At 63.4% G+C, this 23119-nt stretch carries 26 protein-coding genes and 1 riboswitch; of the genes, 13 read left to right on the top strand and 13 right to left on the bottom strand.

Annotated features, from left to right (window positions below; translation table 11 throughout):
- Positions 1-116: 116 nt before the first annotated feature.
- The 7 genes from eutB to EN885_RS08110 form a co-directional block, all read right to left on the bottom strand.
- Positions 117-1115 carry a hydroxyectoine utilization dehydratase EutB gene (gene eutB / locus EN885_RS08145; protein ID WP_128241335.1) on the bottom strand — a complete coding sequence of 333 codons (999 nt, stop codon included), beginning with the start codon at positions 1113-1115 and terminating at the stop codon, positions 117-119.
- 16 nt (positions 1116-1131) lie between these two features.
- The gene (gene eutA, locus EN885_RS08140) at positions 1132-1905 is read right to left on the bottom strand and encodes an ectoine utilization protein EutA (RefSeq protein WP_128241336.1); all 774 of its coding nucleotides are present in this window, start codon (positions 1903-1905) and stop codon (positions 1132-1134) included.
- 223 nt (positions 1906-2128) lie between these two features.
- Positions 2129-2788 carry an ectoine/hydroxyectoine ABC transporter permease subunit EhuD gene (gene ehuD / locus EN885_RS08130; RefSeq protein ID WP_128241337.1) on the bottom strand — a complete coding sequence of 220 codons (660 nt, stop codon included), beginning with the start codon at positions 2786-2788 and terminating at the stop codon, positions 2129-2131.
- A gap of 16 nt (positions 2789-2804) precedes the next feature.
- On the bottom strand, positions 2805-3464 hold the full coding sequence (ehuC, locus tag EN885_RS08125; RefSeq protein WP_126105535.1) for an ectoine/hydroxyectoine ABC transporter permease subunit EhuC: 660 nt from the start codon (positions 3462-3464) through the stop codon (positions 2805-2807).
- 240 nt (positions 3465-3704) lie between these two features.
- Complete coding sequence (gene ehuB / locus EN885_RS08120) at positions 3705-4556, bottom strand: ectoine/hydroxyectoine ABC transporter substrate-binding protein EhuB (protein WP_128241338.1); 852 nt, start codon at positions 4554-4556, stop codon at positions 3705-3707.
- Between the two features lie 92 nt (positions 4557-4648).
- Positions 4649-5434: an ectoine/hydroxyectoine ABC transporter ATP-binding protein EhuA gene (gene ehuA / locus EN885_RS08115; RefSeq protein ID WP_095489141.1), complete on the bottom strand. Its 786-nt coding sequence runs from the start codon at positions 5432-5434 to the stop codon at positions 4649-4651.
- A gap of 124 nt (positions 5435-5558) precedes the next feature.
- Entirely contained in the window at positions 5559-6944 is a 1386-nt protein-coding gene (locus EN885_RS08110; protein WP_128241339.1) for a PLP-dependent aminotransferase family protein, read from the bottom strand.
- Between the two features lie 93 nt (positions 6945-7037).
- Between EN885_RS08110 and EN885_RS08105 the strand changes: the two genes are divergently transcribed.
- The 4 genes from EN885_RS08105 to EN885_RS08090 all read left to right on the top strand — a co-directional run bounded on the left by EN885_RS08105 (position 7038) and on the right by EN885_RS08090 (position 11678).
- A complete protein-coding gene (locus EN885_RS08105; protein WP_164759216.1) occupies positions 7038-7520 on the top strand; it encodes an Lrp/AsnC family transcriptional regulator in 483 nt (160 codons plus the stop codon).
- Between the two features lie 131 nt (positions 7521-7651).
- Positions 7652-9145 carry an NAD-dependent succinate-semialdehyde dehydrogenase gene (locus tag EN885_RS08100; RefSeq protein WP_128241340.1) on the top strand — a complete coding sequence of 498 codons (1494 nt, stop codon included), beginning with the start codon at positions 7652-7654 and terminating at the stop codon, positions 9143-9145.
- A gap of 35 nt (positions 9146-9180) precedes the next feature.
- Positions 9181-10560 carry an aspartate aminotransferase family protein gene (locus tag EN885_RS08095; protein WP_128241341.1) on the top strand — a complete coding sequence of 460 codons (1380 nt, stop codon included), beginning with the start codon at positions 9181-9183 and terminating at the stop codon, positions 10558-10560.
- 8 nt (positions 10561-10568) lie between these two features.
- Positions 10569-11678 (top strand): alcohol dehydrogenase family protein, encoded by a 1110-nt coding sequence (locus tag EN885_RS08090; protein ID WP_128241342.1) that lies wholly within the window; start codon positions 10569-10571, stop codon positions 11676-11678.
- Between the two features lie 107 nt (positions 11679-11785).
- Here EN885_RS08090 and EN885_RS08085 read toward each other — a convergent pair whose 3' ends face one another.
- The 3 genes from EN885_RS08085 to EN885_RS08075 all read right to left on the bottom strand — a co-directional run bounded on the left by EN885_RS08085 (position 11786) and on the right by EN885_RS08075 (position 15365).
- A complete protein-coding gene (locus EN885_RS08085; RefSeq protein WP_128241343.1) occupies positions 11786-12757 on the bottom strand; it encodes an MBL fold metallo-hydrolase in 972 nt (323 codons plus the stop codon).
- 173 nt (positions 12758-12930) lie between these two features.
- On the bottom strand, positions 12931-13539 hold the full coding sequence (locus EN885_RS08080) for a YkoF family thiamine/hydroxymethylpyrimidine-binding protein (protein ID WP_126105529.1): 609 nt from the start codon (positions 13537-13539) through the stop codon (positions 12931-12933).
- Positions 13530-13641, bottom strand: a riboswitch (TPP riboswitch). (Overlaps the previous gene by 10 nt.)
- 347 nt (positions 13642-13988) lie before the next feature.
- Positions 13989-15365 carry an aspartate aminotransferase family protein gene (locus tag EN885_RS08075; protein WP_128241344.1) on the bottom strand — a complete coding sequence of 459 codons (1377 nt, stop codon included), beginning with the start codon at positions 15363-15365 and terminating at the stop codon, positions 13989-13991.
- A gap of 274 nt (positions 15366-15639) precedes the next feature.
- Here EN885_RS08075 and EN885_RS08070 point away from each other — a divergent pair, with 274 nt between their 5' ends.
- From EN885_RS08070 to EN885_RS08050, 6 genes are all read left to right on the top strand, one after another.
- Positions 15640-16281 carry an FAD-dependent oxidoreductase gene (locus EN885_RS08070; RefSeq protein WP_245465611.1) on the top strand — a complete coding sequence of 214 codons (642 nt, stop codon included), beginning with the start codon at positions 15640-15642 and terminating at the stop codon, positions 16279-16281.
- Entirely contained in the window at positions 16214-16450 is a 237-nt protein-coding gene (locus tag EN885_RS34125) for a hypothetical protein (RefSeq protein ID WP_245465612.1), read from the top strand. Before EN885_RS08070 ends, EN885_RS34125 begins: the two co-directional genes overlap by 68 nt.
- Before the next feature lie 279 nt (positions 16451-16729).
- On the top strand, positions 16730-17428 hold the full coding sequence (locus tag EN885_RS08065; RefSeq protein WP_245493024.1) for a hypothetical protein: 699 nt from the start codon (positions 16730-16732) through the stop codon (positions 17426-17428).
- The gene (locus EN885_RS08060) at positions 17425-17649 is read left to right on the top strand and encodes a hypothetical protein (RefSeq protein ID WP_095489135.1); all 225 of its coding nucleotides are present in this window, start codon (positions 17425-17427) and stop codon (positions 17647-17649) included. Before EN885_RS08065 ends, EN885_RS08060 begins: the two co-directional genes overlap by 4 nt.
- On the top strand, positions 17646-17861 hold the full coding sequence (locus tag EN885_RS08055) for a hypothetical protein (RefSeq protein ID WP_095489134.1): 216 nt from the start codon (positions 17646-17648) through the stop codon (positions 17859-17861). The genes EN885_RS08060 and EN885_RS08055 overlap by 4 nt, the downstream gene beginning before the upstream one ends.
- A 55-nt stretch (positions 17862-17916) precedes the next feature.
- Positions 17917-18276, top strand: a complete 360-nt coding sequence (locus EN885_RS08050; protein WP_127205528.1) for a nuclear transport factor 2 family protein — start codon at positions 17917-17919, stop codon at positions 18274-18276.
- A gap of 181 nt (positions 18277-18457) precedes the next feature.
- Here EN885_RS08050 and EN885_RS08045 read toward each other — a convergent pair whose 3' ends face one another.
- Positions 18458-18895 carry a CBS domain-containing protein gene (locus tag EN885_RS08045; RefSeq protein WP_095489132.1) on the bottom strand — a complete coding sequence of 146 codons (438 nt, stop codon included), beginning with the start codon at positions 18893-18895 and terminating at the stop codon, positions 18458-18460.
- A 235-nt stretch (positions 18896-19130) separates the two neighbouring features.
- Here EN885_RS08045 and EN885_RS08040 point away from each other — a divergent pair, with 235 nt between their 5' ends.
- Together EN885_RS08040 and EN885_RS08035 are read left to right on the top strand one after the other, a co-directional pair.
- The gene (locus EN885_RS08040) at positions 19131-19571 is read left to right on the top strand and encodes a hypothetical protein (protein ID WP_128241345.1); all 441 of its coding nucleotides are present in this window, start codon (positions 19131-19133) and stop codon (positions 19569-19571) included.
- 72 nt (positions 19572-19643) lie between these two features.
- Complete coding sequence (locus tag EN885_RS08035; RefSeq protein WP_128241346.1) at positions 19644-20834, top strand: NADH-quinone oxidoreductase subunit D; 1191 nt, start codon at positions 19644-19646, stop codon at positions 20832-20834.
- 116 nt (positions 20835-20950) lie between these two features.
- Here the strand turns inward: EN885_RS08035 and EN885_RS08030 are convergent, their stop codons facing one another.
- Positions 20951-21703: a metallophosphoesterase gene (locus EN885_RS08030; RefSeq protein ID WP_095489129.1), complete on the bottom strand. Its 753-nt coding sequence runs from the start codon at positions 21701-21703 to the stop codon at positions 20951-20953.
- Positions 21696-22508 (bottom strand): hypothetical protein, encoded by an 813-nt coding sequence (locus EN885_RS08025; protein WP_095489259.1) that lies wholly within the window; start codon positions 22506-22508, stop codon positions 21696-21698. Before EN885_RS08025 ends, EN885_RS08030 begins: the two co-directional genes overlap by 8 nt.
- 193 nt (positions 22509-22701) lie before the next feature.
- Between EN885_RS08025 and EN885_RS08020 the strand changes: the two genes are divergently transcribed.
- Positions 22702-22986, top strand: a complete 285-nt coding sequence (locus EN885_RS08020; protein ID WP_095489128.1) for an acylphosphatase — start codon at positions 22702-22704, stop codon at positions 22984-22986.
- Positions 22987-23119: the final 133 nt, after the last annotated feature.

Here is a 23119-nt window from a genome sequence, read left to right as displayed (position 1 = left end):
GCTTCACGATCGCGCGCAATTCGGCTTCGGTGAGTATCGTCATCCGGCTCATGCGGCGTGCTCCTCAATTGCAAAGGATAGCGATCCTTGGGAAGAAACTCGACGTGAAAGAACTTTCATCCCGAGTGCTCCTTGAATGAGGCGTGTTCGCCGCAAACGACTTTCCTGTGCTGCGTCATATCGATGTTGCGGCCCGACAGAATGAGCACCGTGGGGCCGCTCGCCCTGACCTTGCCGGCAAGCACGGCGGCGATGCAAACCGCGCCGGCGCCTTCGACGATCTCGCGCTCCTGTTCATAGGCATGGCGGATGCCGGCGGCGATCTCGTCCTCGCTGAGCAGGATCACATCGTCGAGCAGGTCGCGGCACATCGAAAAAGTCAGCCGGTTGTCGAGGCCGATGCCGCCGCCGAGCGAATCCGCCAGCGTCGGCAGTTCCTCGACCAAAACTGGATGTCCGGCATCAAGGCTTGCCTTCATCGCCGCACCGCGCGCCATCGAAACGCCGATGACCTTCGTGCTCGGGCTTACACCCTTCACGGCAGCGGCGACACCCGCCGCCAGCCCACCGCCTGACAGCGGCACCAGCACCAAAGCGGCATCCGCAACCTGCTCGATAATCTCGAGCCCAAGCGTCCCTTGTCCGGCGATGATATCAGGATGATCGAAGGGCGGCAGCATGACCAGTCCCTCTTCCGCGACCAATCGGTCGACCTCTTGCTGCGCATCGTCCTGACTGTTGCCGACGATGCGGATATCGGCGCCGAGCCGGCGGATTTCGTCGAACTTATTCTGCGGCACCAGCCGCGACATGCAGATCGTCGCGCGCATGCCTTCGAGCTTCGCCGCATGAGCCAGCGCCCGGCCGTGATTGCCGGTCGACGCGGCGACCACGCCACGCGCCTTCTCCTCGGTGTTCAGCGACGCGATGGCGTTCGAGGCACCACGCAGCTTAAAGCTGCCGGTGGTCTGCCGATGTTCGAGCTTGAGATAAACAGGCGCGCCCAACTGCCCGGAAAGACTCGGGGAAAGCACGATCGGTGTGCGCTCGACCTTGCCTGCGATACGCTCGCGGGCGGCGCGGATATCAGAGAGGGTGACGTCGTTCGCGGTCATGGCCTTTGCTCTGCGATCAATTCAACGGCAACGTCATCAGACGGCCGAATTCGGCGCGCGGCTCGTCGTCGCCGCAAAGCCGCAGGCAGTTCCAGGCCGTTGCCTGGTTGCTGGTCACGACCGGACGGCCGATCGCCTCTTCCATGCCGACCACGGCAAGCGCGGCCCGCAGCGCCGTGCAGGAGACGAACAACGCGTCCGCTTGCGCATCGGTCGCCTCGCGCGCCAGATCGACCAGCGACGTTGGCGCAATCCGTGCCATCTCGCGGTCGTCCTCGAAGCCGAGGCATGTGAAGCTGGCGATATCGAAACCGTGCGCCGCGAAATAGGCCGCCATCGGCCGGCTGGTCTCGACCGTGTAGGGCGTGAGAATGCTGATCGTCCTGGCGCTCAGCGCCTTCAAGCCACGCACCCCTGCCATCGGCGGTGTGACCACGGGCACGCCGGGCTTGGCTGCCTGCACCGCCGCCTCGATCTCGGCATCGCCGATGACCACGGAGGCCGACGTGCAGGAATAGCAGATCGCGTCGAGCGGCTCGTCGGGCAGGATCAGCGCCGCGCCCGCCGTCAGCGACGGCTGCATCTTGCGTAAATTCTCCGGCGTCGTCGGATTGGCATAGGGGATGCGCGCGACATAGACGCCTACCCGGTCGCTCGCCACCATGCGGCGAAAATCCGGCTCGGTCGTATGATCGGTGGCAAGGATGATCAGGCCGACGCGCTTCTCCAGCGGACGCGCGTCGAGCGCCGGCCGTGTCGAGTGCAAGCGGATGTCGACAGGAGCGGTCACCACGCGCTCCTTGCCAACGGTTTGCACTCTACGGCGCCCCCCTCTGTCCTGCCGGACATCTCCCCCACACGGGGGGAGATCGGCAGCTTCGCTGACAGCGCCTGTTCATCAACATTGGAAATTGGCGAAAGCAACGGTGACAGCCAATCTCCCCCCAAGTGGGGGAGATGTCCGGCAGGACAGAGGGGGGCGCCGTAGAGCAAGGGCATTGCAGGAACCACTGTCATGTTTCGATCCGCCCGTAGCGGCGTTCCAGCCAGCGCAGCAGCACGACCGAGAATAGGCTGATGACGAGGAAGAAAGCGCCGACCAAGGTCATCGGCTCGACATAGCGGTAATAGGTGTTGGCGACGCTCTTAGCCTGGTTCATCAGTTCCAGCACGGTGATCGCCGAAAGCAGCGGCGTCTCCTTGAACATGGCGATGAAGTAGTTGGCAAGCGCCGGGATCATCGGCGGAATAGCCTGCGGCATGATGATGTGGGTCCAGGTCTGCCTGGCGTTCAGATTGCAGGCCTTGGCGGCTTCCCACTGGCCGCGCGGCACATTCTCGATGCCGGCGCGATAGACTTCGGCCGTGTAGGTGCCGTAGTGCAGGCCGAGGCCGATGACGCCCGCCACCAGCGGCGGCAGCAGGATACCGATATCCGGCAGCACGTAGAAGATGAAATAGAGTTGCACCAGCAGCGGCGTGCCGCGGATGAACTCGGCGAGGAAGCCGACGGTGCGCGACAAGCCCTTGTTCGGCGAGCGCCGCGCCAGCGCGATGGCCAGCCCCACGATCGCGGCCAGAACCGAGCCGAGCAGCGTCGCCAGGATGGTGATCTTCACGCCCTGGATCAGCGTCGGCATGATCTCCCAAACGAAATTCCAATCCCACTCCATTATGAGACCCGATCCATCAGACACGCACCCCATCGAGGCCGCGCGCCATGCGCCTTTCAAGCGATCGAACGCCCCAGGAAATGATCAGCGCAAGGACGAAATAGATGATGAGGATGGTGGTGAACGGCACCAGCGTGTTGCCGGTCTGCGAGCGCACCACTTGCGCCTGGAAGGTCAGGTCGGTGAGCGAGATCAGCGAAACGACGGCGGTGGCCTTGAGCAATTCGATGGCGTTGTTGCCGAAGGTCGGCAGCATGACCAGCAGCGCCTGCGGCAGGATGACATGGCGCATGGCTTGCCAGCGGCCGAGATTGAGCGCGGTGCAGGCCTCGTACTGTTCGCGGCCGATCGACTGGATGGCGCCGCGCACCACCTCCGCCGCATAGGCGCCGACATTGAGGCCAAGCGCCAGCACGCCGGCCTGCAGCGGCGTCAGCGAAATGCCGATGAAGGGCAGCACGAAATAGGCCCAGAACAGCTGCACGAAAATCGACGTGCCGCGGAAGAATTCGATATAGGCGGTGGCCAGCGCCCGAATGGCGAAAAAACGCGACAGCCGTCCCAGCCCGGCGAGAAAGGCCATGATCAAGGCAAGCACCGAGCCCATCAGCGTCAGCTCGATGGTGATCAGCGCTCCCTGCAATATCAGGCCGAAATAGCCGGACCATTGGGTCATGAAGTCAAGAGTTTCCAACGTTTACAGTTGTGCGAGGCGGTAGTCTTGGCCCCTTCTCCCCGTTCACGGGGAGAAGATACCGGCAGGCAGATGAGGGGCAGGGCCAGCTTCGTAAAACTTTGTGCTGTCCCTCATCCGGCCTTGTTTGTGCATGTCGTTATCCCAAAACCGCTGCGCACTTTTGGGCGACATGCATTAGGACCACCTTCTCCCCGTGAACGGGGAGAAGGAAAAAGGCGCCTACTTTGCCGAGCAGAGCTTGTCGCGGCTCGTCGACATCGCCGCCGCCGCCGAGAAGCCGTAAGGCTCGATGATCTTGGCGAACTCGCCGGACTGCTTCAGCTTGGCCAGCTCGACGTCATAGGCGTCGCGCAGCGCCTCATCGCCCTTCTTGAACGCCGCGCCGTCGCAATAGACCGGCGCGCCGACCACCGGAGCGACGACTTCGAGGTTCGGATCGTTGGCCTTCTTGACCAGATCGTTGATCGACAGCACGGGCAGCGAATAGGCGTCAATACGGCCGTCCTGCAGCATTTTCAGGCCGCTCTGGCCATCCGGCACGACGATGACGCGGTCACGCGGCACGCCAGCGGTGAGCGCCAGCTTCTCCTCGGTGCCGCCGCCCGGCGCCCCGATCGTCGCGGTGGCATCCTTGGCGACATCCTCGTAGCTCTTGAAGCCCTTCGGATTGCCCTTCTTGACCAGCATCGCCTCGGCGTCGCACAGCACCGGCTCCGAGTAGACGACCGCCGCGCAGCGCTCCGGCTTCATGAACAGGCCGGCGGTGACGACGTCGAAACGGCCTGCCTGCAGGCCGGGGATCATGGCGCCATATTCCGAGATCGAGGCGACGATGTCGGCGACGCCGAGGCGCTTGAAAATCTCGCGCGCCACATCGGGCGCGGCGCCCGAAACCTTGCCGTCGGCCGCAACCGCCGTATAGGGCGGCTCATTGGCGATGGCGACGCGGGCGAAGCCCTGTGCCTTGAGCTCTTCGAGCTTGCCGTCGTCGGCCGATCCCGCAGTCGAGGCGGCCAGAATCGCGGTCAGTGCAACACCGGCCATGCCGGCCAGAATGCCAAGTTTCTTCATTGTTCCCAACTCCTTGCTTCTCTTCTTGGTTCGCTTTGGTCGCGACGGCCTCGCCGCCCCTTGAGGCGGCGTTACCGCCTCTGGCATGGCGGTCAGACGCGATGTCCGGCCGCGATGATCTTCTTCAGGAAGCCTTGCGTACGCTCCTGCTTGGGATTGCGGAAAATCTCGTCGGGCTTGCCTTCCTCGACAATCTTGCCGCGGTCGAAGAACAAAACCCGGTCGGCGAAATCATGGGCAAAACCCATTTCGTGGGTGACGAGCAGCATGGTCATGTCGGTCTCGGAGCAGAGTCGCCATAAGACGTTCAGCACCTCCTCGACCAGTTCTGGATCGAGCGCCGATGTCACCTCGTCGAACAGCATGATCCTGGGCTGCAGGGCCAGCGCCCGGGCGATCGCCACGCGCTGTTTCTGCCCACCGGAGAGCTGTGCCGGCATCGCTTTGGCCTTGTCGGCCATGCCGACCATGTCGAGCAGCTCCATCGCCCGCTTTTCGGCGGCGGCGCGCGGCATGCCCTTGGTCAAGATCGGCGCCAGTGTGACGTTGTCGATGACGCTCTTGTGCGGAAACAGGTTGAACAGCTGGAAAACCATGCCGATCTTCTGGCGCATTCTTGCCAGATGCCGTTCGTCGGCGGCCAACAACTGGCCGTTGCGCTCCATGTGGTAAAGCTGCTCGCCGTCGATCTGGATGTGGCCGCTGTCGATCCTCTCCAGCGTCATCAAGATGCGCAGGATCGTCGTCTTGCCCGAGCCGGACGGGCCGATCAGCGCCAGCTTCTCGCGCGGCATGACCTGCATCGACAGGCCGTCCAGCACCTTGAAGGTGCCGAAGCTTTTCGAAATGCCGTCGATCTTGATGATGGGCGCGGACAATGAATTTCCCCGTGCTGGAGAACCTGGTGCCTTCAACGATGCGGAACGCGCCAAATCATGTCAATCAGGAAAATAATATCATGACAATGTTTCTGACTCCGCACAATTTCGCGGCAATGTCTGCCTAGATCGCCAGCAGAAGATGCTCCGGATCGCCGAGCAGAAGTTTGGTGACAACGCTCAAGCCGGCGCGCAGTTCCCCCTCGGTGGTCGAGCCCAGCGAGATCCGCACTGCCGGCTGCCATGGCTCCTGCGAAATGCGGAAGGATGTGCCTGGCGCGATCGCCACGCCCTGCAAACGGGCCTGTGAGACGAAACTCTCCTCGGCGCGGTCGCCGGGCAGCTGCAGCCACAGATGCAATCCGTCGCGATGGACACGGTAGTCGACCCCGGCAAGCACTTCGGCGGCGATCTCCTGCCGCCGCCGCAGCGCCGAACGTTGCCAGCGGACGAGCTCCATCGCCGTGCCGTCGGCCACCCATTTTGTGGCGATCTCCGCCACCAGTGGCGTCGCCATCCAGTTGGAGACGAGATGCCGGTTGGCGACGGCGGCTACATAGCGGTCGGGCGCCGCGAGGTAACCGATGCGCAGGCCCGGCACCACGATCTTGGTGAAGGAGGTGACGTAGAGCGTGCGCTCTGGCGCGAAGGCGGCGACCGGCGGCGGCCGGCCCTCGACCAGGGGGCCGAGCACGTCGTTCTCGATGATGGCGATGTCGTGCTTGCGCGCCACCGCGGCGATCTGCTCGCGCCGTGCGGCATCCATCAATGTTGCGGTCGGGTTGATCACCGAAGGCTGCACGAATACGGCGCGGATATCGGACAACCGGCACGCATCGTCGAGCGCCTCCGGGATCACGCCATTGTCGTCGATCGGCAGTCCTTCGAGGTTGAAGCCGAGATAGCGCGCCAGCGGGATCAGCGTGTGATGGCCGATCGCCTCGGTGGCGACGGTCGAGCCCGGCGGCGCCACGCTCATCAGCGCCACCGTCATGCCGGCCGTGGCGCCGTTGGTCAGGCTGACATTCTGCGCGGACACATCGAGACCGCAGAGCCGCAGCCAGTCGACCGCGACGGCGCGGTGGCGCGGAAACACCATGTTCGGCCGGAACGACAGCGCCGAGCTCGACGGCAGGTTCTCGGCAAGCCAGCCCAGCGCCTGCTTTAGCCGCTCCAGATGCATCGGCTCGCACACCGGCTTCAGGATGGAGAGATCGATGACCTCGCCGAGGCGCTCCGGCAGGTATGGCGGCTCCGGCTCGCGGCGCTGTGTCTGCACGAAGCTGCCGCGGCCGATCTCGCCGGAAACCAGGCCCCGGCGGATCAGTTCCTCATAGGCGCGACTGACCGTCTGCACCGAAAGCTTCAGGTCGTCGGCCAGCCGGCGATGCGTCGGCAGCCGCGCGCCGTTGGCCAGCCGCCCGTCATGGATCGCACGCGCAAACTGGTCGGCGAGCGATTGATAGGCCGGCCGCCGGATGAGCGCGGGATCTGGACGCCACAATGTCATGACTTATTAGAGATCGAAATCAGTGCAATTGACAATCGAAATAATGCGCCGTCATGGTGTCGGGCAAGAAAAAAGCAGACGCTCATGGCCGCATTGAAACTCGATCAGATCGACCTCAAAATCCTCGACGCGGTTCAGCGCGACGGGCGCATCACCAAGCTAGCGCTGGCCGACAAGGTTGGCCTGTCGCCGACGCCGTGCTGGATGCGGCTGCGCAAGCTGGAAAAGGCCGGCATCGTCTCCGGCTATCACGCCAAGGTTGCGATGCGCGCCGTCGCGCCGGTCGCCACCGTGCTGATGGAGGTGACGCTGGCCAGCCACCGACAAGCCGATTTCGACCGCTTCGAGCGCGTCATCCGCGACGTTCCCGAAATCGTTGCCTGCTGGTCGGTGGGCGGCGGCGTCGACTATCTGCTGAAAGTGATGGCGCGCGACATCGACGCCTATCAGCGGCTCGTAGACGCGCTGCTCGAACGCGAGATCGGCATCGATCGCTATTTCACCTACATCGTCACCAAGACGGTGAAGGAGGAGATTTCCTTGCCGGTGGCGGATCTGCTGCCGGTGTCGTCGTAACGCTAGAGAGATCGTCTACCCGGGCGATGCAATAGAGACAATCTCTCTACGCAACGGCGTTGAAACAGTCTCTCTGTCTGCACCGCGCGCATAGTCTCTCCACATCGCCTCGACATCGGGAGACCTCGAACATGTCCGCGCATTTTGCCCGCCCACACCGCCATGATGCACTCGACCGCCTCGCCGACCGCCGGCTGCTGCGCGAGCTCGCCTATGTCGACGGCCATTGGACGGCGAGTGAGGCCGCCGAGAGCTTCGAGGTGACCGATCCTGCCACAAGCGCCACCGTTGCCTGGGTTGCCGCGCTCGATAGCAGGCAGACGAGCAAGGCGATCGACGCGGCATCGCGCGCCTTTCCCGCCTGGCGCGGACTTTTGCCGCAGGAGCGCTCGAAAATCCTACGAAAATGGTTCGACCTGATCATCGCTGCCAAAGAGGATCTGGCGCTCTTGATGACGCTCGAGCAGGGCAAGCCGCTTAGGGAAGCGCTTGGCGAGATCGACTACGCCGCCTCTTTCGTCGAGTGGTATGCCGAGGAGGCAAAACGCCTTAACGCCGAAAGCGTCACCAGCCATCTGCCGAACGCCGAGATGATGGTGCGGCGCGAGCCGCTTGGTGTCGTCGGCGTCGTCACGCCGTGGAATTTTCCCGCGGCCATGCTGACCCGCAAGGCGGCCGCCGCCCTTGCCGCCGGCTGCACCATCGTCGCGCACCCCTCGTCTGAAACGCCGCTATCGGCACTGGCGCTGGCCGAACTCGGCGAACGCGCCGGCCTGCCGGCAGGCGTCTTCAACGTTCTCACCGGCAAGGCTTCGACCATCGTTGGGCGGATGTGCGAGGACGCTCGCGTGCGGGCCATGAGCTTCACCGGCTCGACCGAGATCGGCAGGCTGATCGCCGCGCAAAGTGCGCCGACGATGAAGCGGCTGGTGATGGAGCTTGGCGGTCATGCGCCGCTGATCGTCTTTGCCGACGCCGATCTCGACAAGGCTGTGACCATAGCCGTCGATGCCAAATTCGCCACGTCCGGCCAGGATTGCCTCGCCGCCAACCGCATCTATGTCCAGCGCCCGATCTACGATCGTTTCTGCGCCGCCTTCGCCAGGCGCATCGACGCGTTGCGTACAGGCAATGGCCTGGCCGATGACACCGACATCGGGCCCTTGATGCACGAGCGTGGCGTCAAGAAGGTCGAGGAGCAGGTCGCCGATGCGCTCGCCCATGGCGCACGCTGCCTCACCGGCGGCAAACGCGATTCTGCAGGACCGCTGTTCTACCAGCCGACCCTGCTGGCCGATGTCACCGACGACGCGCTGATCATGCGCGAGGAAACTTTTGGTCCGGTCGCCGCGCTGACGCCCTTCGACAGCGAAGAGGAAGTCGTCGCCCGCGCCAACGCCACCGAGTACGGCCTCGTCGCCTATGTCGTCACCGAGAACGGCGGCCGCCAGTTGCGCATGGGCCGCGCGCTCGACTACGGCATGGTCGCCATCAACCGGGTCAAGATCACCGGCGCGCCGATCCCGTTCGGCGGCGTCAAACAGTCCGGCATCGGCCGCGAGGGCTCGCGCCATGGGCTCGAAGCCTTTACCGATCTCAAATACCTCTGCCTGGATGTGGCCTAGGCCGCGCCCCACACTTTTCCTTAGGAGTAAAAAAGATGCTCGACCAGTCCAACGAACTCGCCGCTTGGGACCGCGACCACTTCTTCCATCCCTCGACCCATATGGGCACCCACGCGCGCGGCGAGAGCCCGACCCGCATCATCGCCGGCGGCGAAGGCGTCACCATCTGGGACAATAATGGGCGCAAGAGCATCGATGCTTTCGCCGGGCTTTACTGCGTCAATGTCGGCTATGGCCGCCAGAAAATCGCGGACGCCATCGCCGCGCAAGCCAAGAACCTCGCCTACTACCATGCCTATGTCGGCCACGGCACCGAGGCGTCGATCACGCTCTCCAAGATGATCATCGACCGCGCCCCGCAAGGGATGTCGAGGGTCTATTTCGGCCTCTCCGGCTCCGACGCCAACGAGACCAACATCAAGCTGATCTGGTACTACAACAACGTGCTCGGCCGGCCGGAGAAGAAGAAGATCATCTCGCGCTGGCGCGGCTATCATGGCTCCGGCGTCATGACCGGTTCGCTGACCGGGCTCGACCTGTTCCACAACACCTTCGACCTGCCGCGTGCGCCGATCCTGCACACCGAGGCGCCCTACTATTTCCGCCGCGCCGACCGCTCGATGAGCGAGGAACAGTTTTCCCAACACTGCGCCGACAAGCTCGAAGAGATGATCCTGGCCGAGGGCCCGGACACGGTCGCCGCCTTCATCGGCGAGCCGATCCTCGGCACCGGCGGCATCGTGCCGCCGCCCGTCCTCTACTGGGAAAAGATCCAGGCGGTGCTGAAGAAATACGATGTGCTGCTGGTCGCCGACGAAGTGGTCACCGGCTTCGGCCGGCTGGGCACCATGTTCGGCTCCGACCACTACGGCATCAAGCCCGACCTGATCACCATCGCCAAGGGCCTGACCTCGGCCTATGCGCCGCTGTCGGGCGTCATCGTCGCAGACAAGGTCTGGCAGGTGCTGGTGCAGGGTTCCGACAAGCTCGGCAGCATAGGCCATGGCTGGACCTATTCGGCGCATCCGATCTGCGTTGCCGCCGGCGTCGCCAATCTCGAGCTGATCGACGAGATGGACCTGGTGACCAACGCCGGCGAGACCGGCGCCTATTTCCGCGCCGAACTGACGAAAGCCGTCGGCGGCCACAAACATGTCGGTGACGTCCGCGGCGACGGCATGCTGGCGGCAATCGAGTTCGTCGCCGACCGGGACGACCGCGTGTTCTTCGACGCCTCGCAGAAGATCGGGCCGCAGGTCGCTACCGCCCTTGCGGCAAGCGGCGTCATCGGCCGCGCCATGCCGCAAGGCGACATTCTCGGCTTCGCGCCGCCGCTCTGCCTGACGCGCGAAGAGGCCGACATCGTCGTGTCGAAGACGGCGGATGCGGTGAAGAGCGTGTTTGCCAACATCTGAAAACTGACATGAACGCCATGACCAAAACCCTCCCCGCCACCATGGCCGCCGTGCAGCTGACTGGTCACGGCGGACCGGAAAAGCTCGTCTACCGCACCGACGTGAAAGTGCCCTCGCCCGCGCCTGACGAAGTGCTGATCAAGGTCACCGCTTGCGGCATGAACAACACCGATGTCTGGGTGCGACAGGGCGCCTATGGCACGGAGGAAGATGCTGCCGCCGTATCGACCTGGCGGCGTCAGGGCAACACGCTGATCTTCCCGCGCATCCAGGGCACCGACACGGTCGGCCACATCGCCTCAGTCGGCGATGGTGTCTCGCCGGACCGTATCGGCGAGCGGGTGATGGTCGACTTCTCCATCTACAACCGCGACGACGATTCACTCGCCGACATCGACTATATGGGCCACGGCCGTGACGGCGGCTATGCCGAGTATCAGACCGTGCCGGCCGAGAACGCCCATGTCGTCGACACCGAGTTGACCGATGTCGAACTCGCCACCTTCTGCTGCGCCTATCTCACCGGCGAGCAGATGCTGGAACGCGCCGCATTGAAGGCCGGCGAGCGCGTGCTGGTCACCGGCGCGTCGGGCGGCGTCGGCTCCGGCATCGTGCAGCTGGCGCGGGCGCGCGGCGCCGTCCCCTATGCAGTCGTCGGCAAGGGCAAGGAACAGGCCGTGCTCGACATCGGCGCCGAGGCGGTGATCATCCGGGGTGTGGCCGACCTGCCGGCTGCGGTAAATGAGGCAACCGGCGGCCAGCCGATCGACGTGGTTGCCGATCTGGTCGGCGGCGCGATCTTCAACGATCTGCTGCGCATCCTCAGGCCCGAAGGCCGCTACACCACAGCCGGCGCAATTGCCGGCCCGGTCGTGCAGCTCGATCTGCGCACCATGTATCTCAAGCAGTTGCAGTTGCACGGCTCGAGCCAGGGCACGCGGCACGACTTCCGCCGTATTGTTCGCTACATCGAAGACAAGAAGATCCGGCCGCTGGTCGGCGGCGTCTACAAGCTCTCCGATTTCCACCGCGCCCAAGCGGATTTCATCGCCAAGGATTTCGTCGGCAAGCTGGTGGTCGTTCCAGACGCCATTTCGGATCTCGCAGCGACCCGTTGATAGCCAAGATTATCGCTCTCGCTTGGTTCTGCGTTCGACGTCTGACGCCGACCGGTTCGTCCGGCACGGCAGCCGTCGTCGTCCAGTTGGCAGCGGGTACTGTGATATTACCCGTCGGCTGCGAATACGTAGCCGTTGCCATCCTTGGACAACGTGCCGACGTTCGGCATCAACCAGTGAGTACCCGAAATGGTGAGCTTGTCGGCGACCGCGCGATCGAAGATCTTCCTTCGCGTTTCGACGGCCATTTGCGGATCCTGGTCGATAGCAAGCTGCCACTCGGGATTTGTTGAAACATGGGGCGCAAGATTGACCACGTCAGCGCTGATCAGGAGCTGTTTGCCGCCCGAGGTGACCAGATGCGCGACCATTCCCGGGCTATGGCCGGGGGCCTGAACGGCGTGCACGCCAGGTAGGAGTTCTGGTTCTCCCTCAAAGGTCCTGACGTTTTTCCACGTAGCCACCGTAGCCTGAATGCGCTGAGCGAGGCCCTTGCGCGTCGGTCCGAGATCGATCGACTCGACTCCCGGGCGCGTCCACCATTTCAATTCCTCGGCGGGCACCACGATGTCGGCATCCGGGAAGACCTGCGCATTGCTCTCATTGTTCATGAGGCCATAAATGTGGTCGCCGTGCAGATGGGAGATCAGGATTGTCTTGACTGCCTTGGGGTCAAGGCCCGCCGCAGCCATGCTCTCGAATAGCCGGCCGTTCCCCTCACCATAAATCGGATGACCGCCGGTACCCGAGTCGATCAAGACCACTTGATCGCGCAGCTTTAGCGCCATGACGATAAACCGCAGGGGCGCCTGATTGTCGGGAAAACCGGCACCACGCAACGCCGTCTTGACCTGTTCGACGCTGACATTCCTGACCATACCCTCCCGCAGGGGAACGTCACGCATGCCATCAATCAGAGAAAAGACTTCAATGTCGCCAACCTTGTATTTTCGGAAAGGTTGAGCGACGGCGTGTTGAGCGCGGGCCGCGTCGACAAACGTGATCGGCTTGTGGAGCCCAAACGCAGCATGAGCACCGGCCGCGCCAAGTGTCAGGTCGCGACGCGAAATATCGAACATCCTTCCCCGCTGACGGAATGATCGAGCATATCAACGGCGGTCGGCACTGCACAAGGTCGGCTGGGTCGTGAGCCGCAAGTTAAACTGAGACATCACCTGAGCGCGATCCCGCCGCGGTGGCGGCCGAGGGCCGGCCGATCGACGTCGTCGCCCACCCCGAATATCGACACGCCCTAACAAGGACTCGGGCTGTTCGCCGACACAGTGAGATCGAGCGCGACATGGCCTTGCGGCGCGCCGAAGCGAAGGAAGGCTTCCGACAGCGTCGCGAACACCGGTCCGGCATCGCCTCTCAGCTTCGTGCAGAAATTCTTCGACCTGTCGAAGACGCCCGAAATCTTGAGGAAGTCGATGCAGCCGTAGATCTCATCCATGTGATGGCCCTCGCCGAGCGGATAGAGCGAGAACTGCGCGGCGACCTCTTGTCCGAGTTTTTTCGCACCATCGACATGCGCCCGCGCCGCGCCGATGCGCTCGGCCAGGGACAGCTCGTGGCTGCTGCCGGAAATCGGTGTGCAGATCGGATCGTCAGGCTCGCCCGGACAGCCGCGCGACACCGTCGCCGACAACACGCAATGCACGCCACTCGCCGCCGCCGATGCGAAGAGGTCGCGCATGGCCGGGAAAAGCTGTTCCGGCGGGCCGACGATCAGCGTCGAGATGTCGTCGGTCTCGATGCGGAAATTCGGTCGATACGGATCGAGCGCCGAAAGCGCCCCAAGGATGACGCCGACGAAATCGTCGCACATCGGATACAGGGAAATCTGTGCACCTGAAAACATGGTCGCCTCGCTCCGCTGGCATTACCCAGATCAGCTTGAGGGACCGAAGGCTTGCACCCACCATCTCAGCCCCGGCAATACGGAGCGCCCCTGTCGATATGGGCGACGTAGCACCCGCGCAACGGATGTTCAAGTGTGGCCCAGGGCAATCGTTCCCAGCAATCGCTTCAGACCAATTACCGAGCTTGGCGGCGCCGCCGAAGCTGCCGATCTCCCCCCTTGCGGGGGAGATGCCGGCAGGCAGAGGGGGTGCTTCCCTCCGACCTGTAAATCGATCGCAGCCGCGCCCTCAAGCTGATTCGGGTTGGCAAGGCTGAAGTCGAAAGTTGGCGATCCTTCACACCCCCCTCTGTCCTACCGGACATCTCCCCCGCAAGGGGGGAGAATGGATACCGCTTCGGCTTCGCCAATCACCAAGGCCCATTCAGCTCTGGCTTTGGACGACCTGATCAGCTCTGTGATCCGACCTGCTTGACCGCGGCTTCGAGCGATCTTTCAAACGCGTCGATCATCTGATCGACCTGGGGCTCGGTGATGATCAGCGGCGGGCAGAAGGCCAGCGCGTCGCCCATGTTGCGCGAGATGACGCCGTTCTGCTGCATGAAGCCGTTGACAAGCCCGCCCAGCGCGCCGGCCGTCTCCCACGGCGTCTTGGTCACCTTATCGCCGACCAGTTCGACCGCCGCGATCAGGCCGACGCCACGCACCTCGCCGACAAGCGGGTGCGAAGCGAGGTTGCGCAGCCGTTTCTGCATATGCGCGCCGACCGTGCGCGCATTGCCGACAAGGTCGCGCTCCTCGATCAGCTTCAGGTTCTCGAGCGCGACCGCCGCCGCGACGGGATGGCCGCCGCCGGTGAAGCCATGACCGAAGGTGCCGATCCGATTGCTTTCGTCGGCAATCGGCTCGAACATTTTCTCGTTGATCAGCAGGGCCGAGATCGGCAGGTAGGAGGAAGAGATCTGCTTCGACAGCACCATGATGTCAGGCCTGATGCCGAAGGTCTGCGAACCGAACATCTCGCCGGTTCGGCCAAAACCGCAGATGACCTCGTCGGCGACGATCAGGATGTCGTACTTCGACAGGACCGCCTGTATCTTCTCCCAGTAGCCGGCCGGGGGAACGATGACGCCGCCGGCGCCCATGATCGGCTCGCCGAAGAAGGCGGCGATGGTTTCCGGGCCCTCGGCCAGGATCAGCTTTTCCAAGTCGTCGGCAAGCCGGCTCGAAAACTGCTCTTCGCTCTCGCCTGGCAGCGCCTCGCGCCAATGGTGCGGTGTCGACGTGTGCAGCACATTGGCGATCGGCAGGTCGAAGGAAATGTGATTGTTGGGCAGGCCGGTCAGGCTTGCCGAGGCGATGGTGACGCCGTGATAGCCGCGAATGCGGCTAATGATCTTCTTGCGTGCCGGCTGGCCGAGCGCATTCGACCGGTACCAGATCATCTTCATGGCCGTGTCGTTGGCCTCGGAGCCGGAATTGGTGAAATACGCCTTGCTCATCGGCACCGGCGCCATCTGCACCAGCTTCTCGGCGAGATCGATCAGCGGCGAATGCGATTTGGAGCCGAAGTCGTGATAATAAGGCAGCTTGGACATCTGGCGCACCGCCGCATCGACCAGCCGCTTCTCCGAGAAGCCGACCGCGACGCTCCAAAGCCCGGCCATCGCCTCGATGTAGCGGTTGCCGGCCAGATCCTCGACATAGATGCCGTCGCCCTTCTCGATCACGAGCGGCCCTGCCTCCTCATGCTTGCGGGCATTGGTGTAGGCGTGCATGTGGTAGCTGATGTCGCGGGCTTCGGGAGAATTCGGTCGTGCGTCCATGATGGTTCCTGTCCTGCATGCCGGGACTAGGCCCTGCCGCCGTTTCGGCGCGTATCGCCTCTTGCATTATGCTGTTGGATGCATCTGTTTCTCGTAAGGGTGTCAAGCCCTTTCGGAAGGGCTGGCGGGTGGACGCAGACATGCTGAATTTCAGCTTCGAGGTCGCAGAACGCGAGAACCTGCGCGGAGCCGCCTATGCGCATCGCCGGATCGTGATCGTCGAACGGCTCACCGGCAGCACAACAACAAGGCTGAGGTGGCCCGATCATGGACCATGTCGACTGCATCGTGGCCGGCGCCGGCGTCATTGGCCTCGCGATTGCGCGAGAGATGGCGCAACGCGGCCCTGGACACCCTGATCCTCGAAGCCGAGAACGCCATCGGCACCGGGACCAGCTCGCGCAATTCCGAGGTCATCCATGCGGGCATCTACTATCCGGCCGGATCGCAGAAGGCCCGGCTCTGCGTGGCAGGCCGGGAACAGCTTTACCGTTATTGCGAGGAGCGGGCGGTTCCGCATGCGCGCTGCGGCAAGCTCATCGTCGCCACAGATGCCGAACAGGAGCCGGCGCTTGCTTCCATCCTGGCCAACGCCTCTGCTTGCGGCGCGGGCGACCTAACACCCTTGACCGCAGCAGAGGCACGCGCGCTGGAGCCCAAGCTGCGGTGCACGGCCGCCGCCCTGCTGTCGCCCGCCACCGGCATCAGCCACGCCCTGATGCTTGCTTTGCGGGGCGACGTAGAGGAGCACGGGGCGGCACTCAGCCTCAACACCCGCATCGTCTGCGGCCGCCTCGAGGGTGGACGCATGGTTCTCGACACAGTCGACAGCACCAGCGGCGAGCGCTTTGAGATCGCCACCGCGCTTCATCAACGCCGCCGGGCTTGGCGCCACGACGCTTGCCCGCTCACTTGACGGGCTCGACCCGCAATTCGTGCCGGAACTTCGCTATGCCAAGGGCAATTATTTTTCGGTCGCCGGCCGGGCGCCGTTCTCGCGGCTGGTCTATCCCATACCCGAGCCGACACCGCGCGGGCGTGCCGCTGCCAAAGGCATAATCCAAACGCCCGTAAGCCATCCGTAAGCCGGGGTCGCAGAACCTCGGTCTGTCGATCACAGCCGATCACCGGAGGCCTCGAGCTCTCCGGAACCGTCGGCTCCATGACGAGGAGGGTTCGATGCGATTCGACAACGATCACGCGCCACTCCGCCGGGACGACGCGCTATCCGAATGGCGCACTGCCTCGGCGCTGGCCGAGCTCTTGTCCTTCGAGCCGTCGAGTCTCGACGCGAAACCGAAGGCTGCGGGTCCTGGCCGGACCGCGGAGGCGCTTTCACGATTTGCGGCGGCGATCCGGCGCGTATGGCCGGTCCTGGCGGCTACTACAATCTTGGCAACGCGCTCGGGCTGGTGATGGGCGTCACGATCCAGCTCGCCGCCCCTCAGGGATCCGGCATGCGCGGCGGCGCCGCGCTGTTCGACTATTTCGCTGGCAGCAGCAGTGCGGTGGCGCTGACGTTGGCAACGCTGGTCTTCTTCTGCAGCGGCGAGGTCTATCACCGCGCCTGGGCCGGGCGGGATGTCCCCGATCCAGCGCTTAACCGCCTCGCCGATCTCCTGTCGGGGATCGGCGCGATCGGGCTTGGCGCGGCACTGTTCCTGTTCGGCCAGCCGGTGCTGGCGGCGACCGCCGGACTGCTGCATGCGCTCGGCAAGTTCGGCAGCGCCGCCTACAGGCCCGGCGCCAGCGTGCCCGGGTGGCCGGCTGGATGGCCCGATCCGTTCCGCAGTGCGGTGCTGGCCAGCCGCCTGCCGGCGATGCTCGCGGCGGCGCTGTCGATGGGCGCCGCCTTGCCTGAGGTGTGGTTGGGCGGTTCCCCTGCCCTCGTTGCCGCGCCGCTGACATTGCTTGCCTGCTATCTGCTGTGGGCCAGGGCCGACCTTCTCCTGTTTGCCAACAGCGCTGGCGAAAGCGCGCCCGCACTGCCCACCACGGCACGGCCCATGCCCTTGCATCCTCGACCGCCCAAGGCAACCAAACGACCGGGACCATCGATATGAAGCACCGTTTCGAAGCTATACCGAACCCAAGCTGCCGGTTCGAGATCTGGGACAATGAGAACGACGAGCCCGTCGTCCATCACGACCGGCTGCTCACCTTCGCCTCGGCGAAGTTGGCGGCAAGGATCGCCGACTTCCTCAACGAGGGCCGCAGCCACCGGCGCCGCGCCGGCGCCGCTAAATGGCGAGTTGCGGACCGCGATGTCGACCGGGGAGGATGATCGCCACGCTGCTCTACCTCGGGGAAATCCAGGTCTCCCTGACCTTGGCGTCCATGCCGGTATTCAAGGCTAGCGCCAAGGATCCACTGCTGGGCTGGATCGCATCCGGAAGCAGTCTTCACATCAACCTCGGCGGCGAAACCACCTACGATGTTTCCCTCAAGGGCAGTGCCCAAGCCGCCAAGGCCTTTGCAGCAGCCTGCAACTCATGAGACCCTGCAGTTCGTGAGAACCTGTAGCTCATGAGAGCATCGGAGGAGTGTCGCCATGACCGATGAGCCAGGCCGTGAGCCGGCGCATGATCCCCAGGATTTGGAGCGCCTGCTGATTTCCCGGCAGTGGGTGGGAGACATCGACGGCATGGCCGCGCTTTTTGAGCAGAACGCCGTCGTCGACAGCGGTGAAGGGCAGCTGACGCGTGGCCGGGAAGCGATCCGGGCACTCTTCGCGGAGATCACCGCAACGGGCCGAAAATTTGCTGCCGGAAATCAGGCCCCGGCTGTTGTCAGCGGAGACCTGGCACTCACCTCAACCCATCTTCCCGATGGCACCGTGACCGCCGAGGTCGCCCGCCGCCAAGGCGACGGAACATGGCTGTGGGTCATCGATCGATTCTCCGTTGCATAACATCGGGCCCGACGCATGACCCCGGAAAATCGGAATCGATTTTCCCGGTGGATCATGCGAACGGGCGCACGGCGCTGTAGCGCAAAGGCGCGAAACCGTGCAGTTTTGGATTTCGAAGTTCCCGAGCGACGATGCCGGCGATGGAGCAGGAACTTCGAATTCAATTATGATGTATGATGCATCAGTGCGCTGTCTGCGAATGGTCGCCGCCCGGCTGCGAAATGCCGCCCAGCGCTTCGCCGGCCCAGGCCGCCTCGCCATTCGCGGCGAGATCGCCGAGCGAGACAATGCCAACCAACCGCCGGTCGCGGCTGATCACCGGCATTCGCCGCAGTTTGAGATTGCCCATGTTCTGAAGGACATCGTCGACTTCCTGGTCGTCAAAGCAGCATTGCACCTCCGCGCTCATCACGTCCCTGATCTTGGCGTCAGGACCTCTGCCCTCCGCGATGCCGCGGACGGCAATGTCGCGGTCCGTGATCATGCCGACCAGCCGGTCATTCTCGCCGACGGGCAGAACACCGGCGTCAAGATCGGCCATGGCTCGTGCGGCATCCCGCAAGGACTGCTCCGGACTGGCGACCTGAACATTCTGTGTCATGCACTCGCTGATTCTCATGGCTTTCTCCTCGAGGTGAAGCGCCCCGCCGAACCCGTGATCAAGATGTGATTAGGGAGGAATGAATGCCTTTCGGAATCGTTCCATGTTTCGACCACGCGCGACCGGATGGGCGATGCGGCAGAGCTTCCACCAATGGCCATATCCGTGACGACGGGAACCATAGTCCGGCACAATGGTTGAGTGGTGACCAAGTGATCCTCCCCGAGCAAAACGGAAAACGGAAGGAACGATCATGCGCATGTTGACGACTATTGCTGCCCTTTCGGGATTGGCCCTGGCGCAGCCGATCCACGCGCAATCCACCAACCCGCAGCTTCCCCAAATCGCACCCCCGGCCCCGGAAGTCCTGCCCGATCCAAGCCTGCCTAACCAAACGCCGCCCGACCAAGCCCTGCCGGATCAAGCGCTGCCGGATCAGGGTTTCACCGACCAGAACTTTACCGGGATTGCGATCGTCGCCCTCGAGGATTTGCCTCCGGAACTCAAGACACAAGCCGAGGCCGTGATCACCCAGACCAGCGTTGAAGATCTGCTCACCCTGCAGAGCTCGATCGATGCGTCGCCGCAGGCAGCAACGGCGCTGGCGGCGAGCGGGCTGGATTCCTCGCAGGTTGTCGCTGCCAACCTCGATGGCGATGGCATGCTGACGCTGATCATCCAGACAACCACATGATCGGCGGGCCGGGCGTGGCTGACCGGAGCACCCGGCTTCGGCCATGAAAACCCAGTACAGCGGAGCATCGTCATGGTCGAAGCCGCAGTTCGCAACTTCACCCTCAACTTCGGGCCGCAGCATCCTTCTGCTCACGGCGTCCTGCGGCTGGTGCTGGAACTGGACGGCGAGATCGTCGACCGCGCCGATCCCCACATCGGCCTGCTCCACCGCGGCACGGAAAAACTCATCGAGTACAAGAATTATCTGCAGGCCTTGCCCTATTTCGACCGGCTCGATTACGTGGCGCCGATGAACCAGGAGCATGCGTTCTGCCTCGCCGCCGAGAAGCTGCTCGAAATATCGGTGCCGAGGCGCGGACAGCTTATCCGTGTTCTCTTTTGCGAAATCGGCCGGCTCTTGTCACATCTCCTCAACGTCACGACCCAGGCCATGGACATCGGCGCGCTGACCCCGCCGCTCTGGGGTTTCGCCGAGCGTGAGAAGCTGATGGTCTTTTACGAGCGCGCCTCCGGCGCCCGCATGCATGCGAATTATTTCAGGGTCGGCGGCGTGCACCAGGACCTGCCTCCGAAGCTTCTGGACGACATCTGGGCTTTCTGCGACCCGTTCCTCAAGGTCTGCGACAACCTCGATGAATTGCTCACCGGCAACCGCATCTTCAAGCAGCGCAATGTCGATGTCGGTGTGATCGGGCAGGATGATGCCTGGGCCTGGGGCTTCTCCGGCCCCATGGTGCGCGGGTCGGGAGCGGCATGGGATTTGCGCAAGGCACAGCCGTATGAATGCTACCCCGAGATGGACTTCGACATTCCGGTCGGCAAGAACGGCGACTGCTATGACCGCTATCTCGTCCGCATGGAGGAAATGCGCCAATCGGTCCGGATCATGAAGCAATGCCTGGAGAAACTGAGATCGCCCGAGGGCCGCGGGCCGGTCGCGGTCCCGAACCAGAAGATCACGCCGCCGCCGCGAGCGACGATGAAGCGCTCAATGGAAGCGACAATCCACCATTTCAAACTCTACACGGAGGGTATTCGCGTGCCCGAAGGAGAGGTGTACGCCGCGGTTGAGGCGCCAAAGGGCGAGTTCGGCGTCTATCTGGTTTCGAACGGCAGCAATATTCCTTATCGATGCAAGATCCGGGCGCCGTCCTTTGCCCATCTGCAGGCGATGGATTTTCTGTCGCGGGGGCACATGATCGCCGATGTCGCTGCGATCATCGGGTCGCTCGATATCGTGTTCGGCGAGATCGATCGCTAGCATTTTGCAGCCAAGTGGAATCACTTGGCGTCGCAGAAATGCGGCTAAACAAATCGTTAGAGCGGGAAGCCTAGGTCAACTTGAACGCATCCCGCTCTAACGGCGCGCAGAGTGTTTCAGATTTCGAGCAAGGCGTAGGGACGGCCGGTCGGCTTCGCCACGTGCATGGCGACGTTATATACCGGGGCACCACCGGGTGTGCGGCCTTCGTAGACGCCGCGATGCGCGTGGCCATGCACCACGGCGGTGACCTTGAACCGATCGATCGTCTCCGCCAGGCGCGACGAGCCCAGGAACGGAAAAATCTCCAACGGCTCGCCAGCGACCGTCTCGATGACCGGAGCGTAGTGCAGGACGACGAGCGTGCGTTCGGTGCGAACCTGCCGCATTGCGTTTTCGAGCCGCATCGACTCGCTGACGCTTTCAGCAACCATCGCCTTGATCGCCGGCTCACCGAAAGAGCCGAGCATGCGTGACCCAAAACCGCCAATGAAACCCTTCACGCCGACAAAGCCGACCTCCTTGATTTCCGTCGTCTGGCCGTCAAGAAGATGGACGCCTGCCTGCCGAAGGATGTGGGCGACGTCTTCGACCGCGCCGGATTCATAGTCATGGTTGCCGAGCACGGCGACGACCGGGATTGCGCAGGCGCGCAAATCCTCCGCAAGGATTTCGGCCTCTCGGGGCTTGCCGAGATTGGTGAGGTCGCCGGTGAGAACGAGGACGTCCGCTTCGCGCGAGACCTCGCCGAAGAGATCACGGCAGGAGGCCTGGCCGTCTTCACGCACATGCAGATCGCCGACAGCCGCAATCCTGACGGTGCCGCCGTTCCCAACTCTTGCCGTGGCGGTTGTGCCCTTCTCAGCCATCACGAAATTCTCCTGTTCCACCGACGCCGGCAAAGCCCCATTCCTTCACGTCGATCTCGTAGTCGGTCGGCGAAAGCAGGCGTCCGCGGCAGATTTTCATTCGGGGAGTAGGCAACTCCCTCTGCTTAGCGAGCCGGTCAAGCAATTCGTCGAGCAGCCAGGCCGGGATATGATCGCGCTCGCTCGGATAGATCCATCGGAAATTCAGAAGCTGCATCAGCAGCACCTCCCAGTGAACCTCCAGATAGGAAAGCAGCCGGTGCCAATCGATCTGATCCTGCGCCTTGAGGATTGTATGAGCGACGTCGGCGCCGTCGTGGCGGCCTCTGTCCTGGATGAAGCACTTGGACCAGATAAGCTCGGTCGGACCTACGATCCGCACCTGACTGCCCAGCAGCTCGATTTGCCGTGCATGCTCCAGCCATTGGTCGCCGACCGGCATGGTGCCATTGGCTGAAGCGAATATGACGTCAAAAAAATGCGTGCTTTTGAAGACCTTTCCAAGCCATCGGTCGTCCACGATCTCGACCGCATAGCCGGCCTGCTTGAAATGCGCGAGAATGCGCGCGTAATCGCCGGCCTTGCAGAAAATGTCGAGGTCCTTCGTCTGGCGCGTGACGCCTGTGTAGGCGCTCACCGCATAGGTGCCGGCGACAAGAAAGGGGATGTCCGTCGCGGCGAGCTCGCGGATCGCCTCTGTGTAGAAGACCTCGGCCTCGGCGTGCTGAAGCGTCGGCGCGGCTTTTGGATCGATCGTCGGAACGGATGCCGGGATGGCGCCTCCCGTTGGAGAATCGTTAGTCATGAAATCGTGGCTCCGAAGCCCAGCAACCTGCAGCTGTCCGTCCTTAACAAAGCCGCCGCCGCATGGTTCCGTTGCCGACATCAGCGGATCGGACTGGCGGCCGGCCGAAGCCCTTGGAAATGCGAAGGCGGAGCCTTTTCCGCCGCCGGGGAGTTGAAGATATGAGAAAACCACTGGCACGGAGGTGATCATGATGGAGGATGGGCGCAAAGCGGTACGCGTCAGGCTCAGTGGAAGGGTGCAGGGCGTCTCGTTTCGCGTGTGGACACGGACCGAGGCCGAGAGGCTTGGTCTGTCCGGATGGGTTCGCAACGAAGATGACGGATCCGTAACGGCACTGATCGTCGGGGCCGAAGGCGCGGTTTCGACGATGATGAACCGGTTGTGGAAAGGGCCGACCGGAGCGTCGGTTTCCGGCGTGACATCCCAAGACGTCGATCCCGGTCAGGAGCCGAACGGATTCAGGATCATCGGCTAGAAAGTGGGTACCAGCTTTCGGAAAACACCCAATGCTCAACCAAAAAGCCAGGCCTCCGCGATTCTTGCCTTGCGCCGCTGGGAACAATCGACAGCCAGCGCCGTTGGGACCAATCAGCCATGATTGCGGGCGG

Source organism: Mesorhizobium sp. M6A.T.Cr.TU.014.01.1.1 (assembly GCF_004022765.1).
GTDB classification, from domain to species: Bacteria; Pseudomonadota; Alphaproteobacteria; order Rhizobiales; family Rhizobiaceae; genus Mesorhizobium; species Mesorhizobium mediterraneum.
Note: the sequence above shows the minus strand (reverse complement) of the source record. Positions and strands in the feature narration are given on the sequence as shown.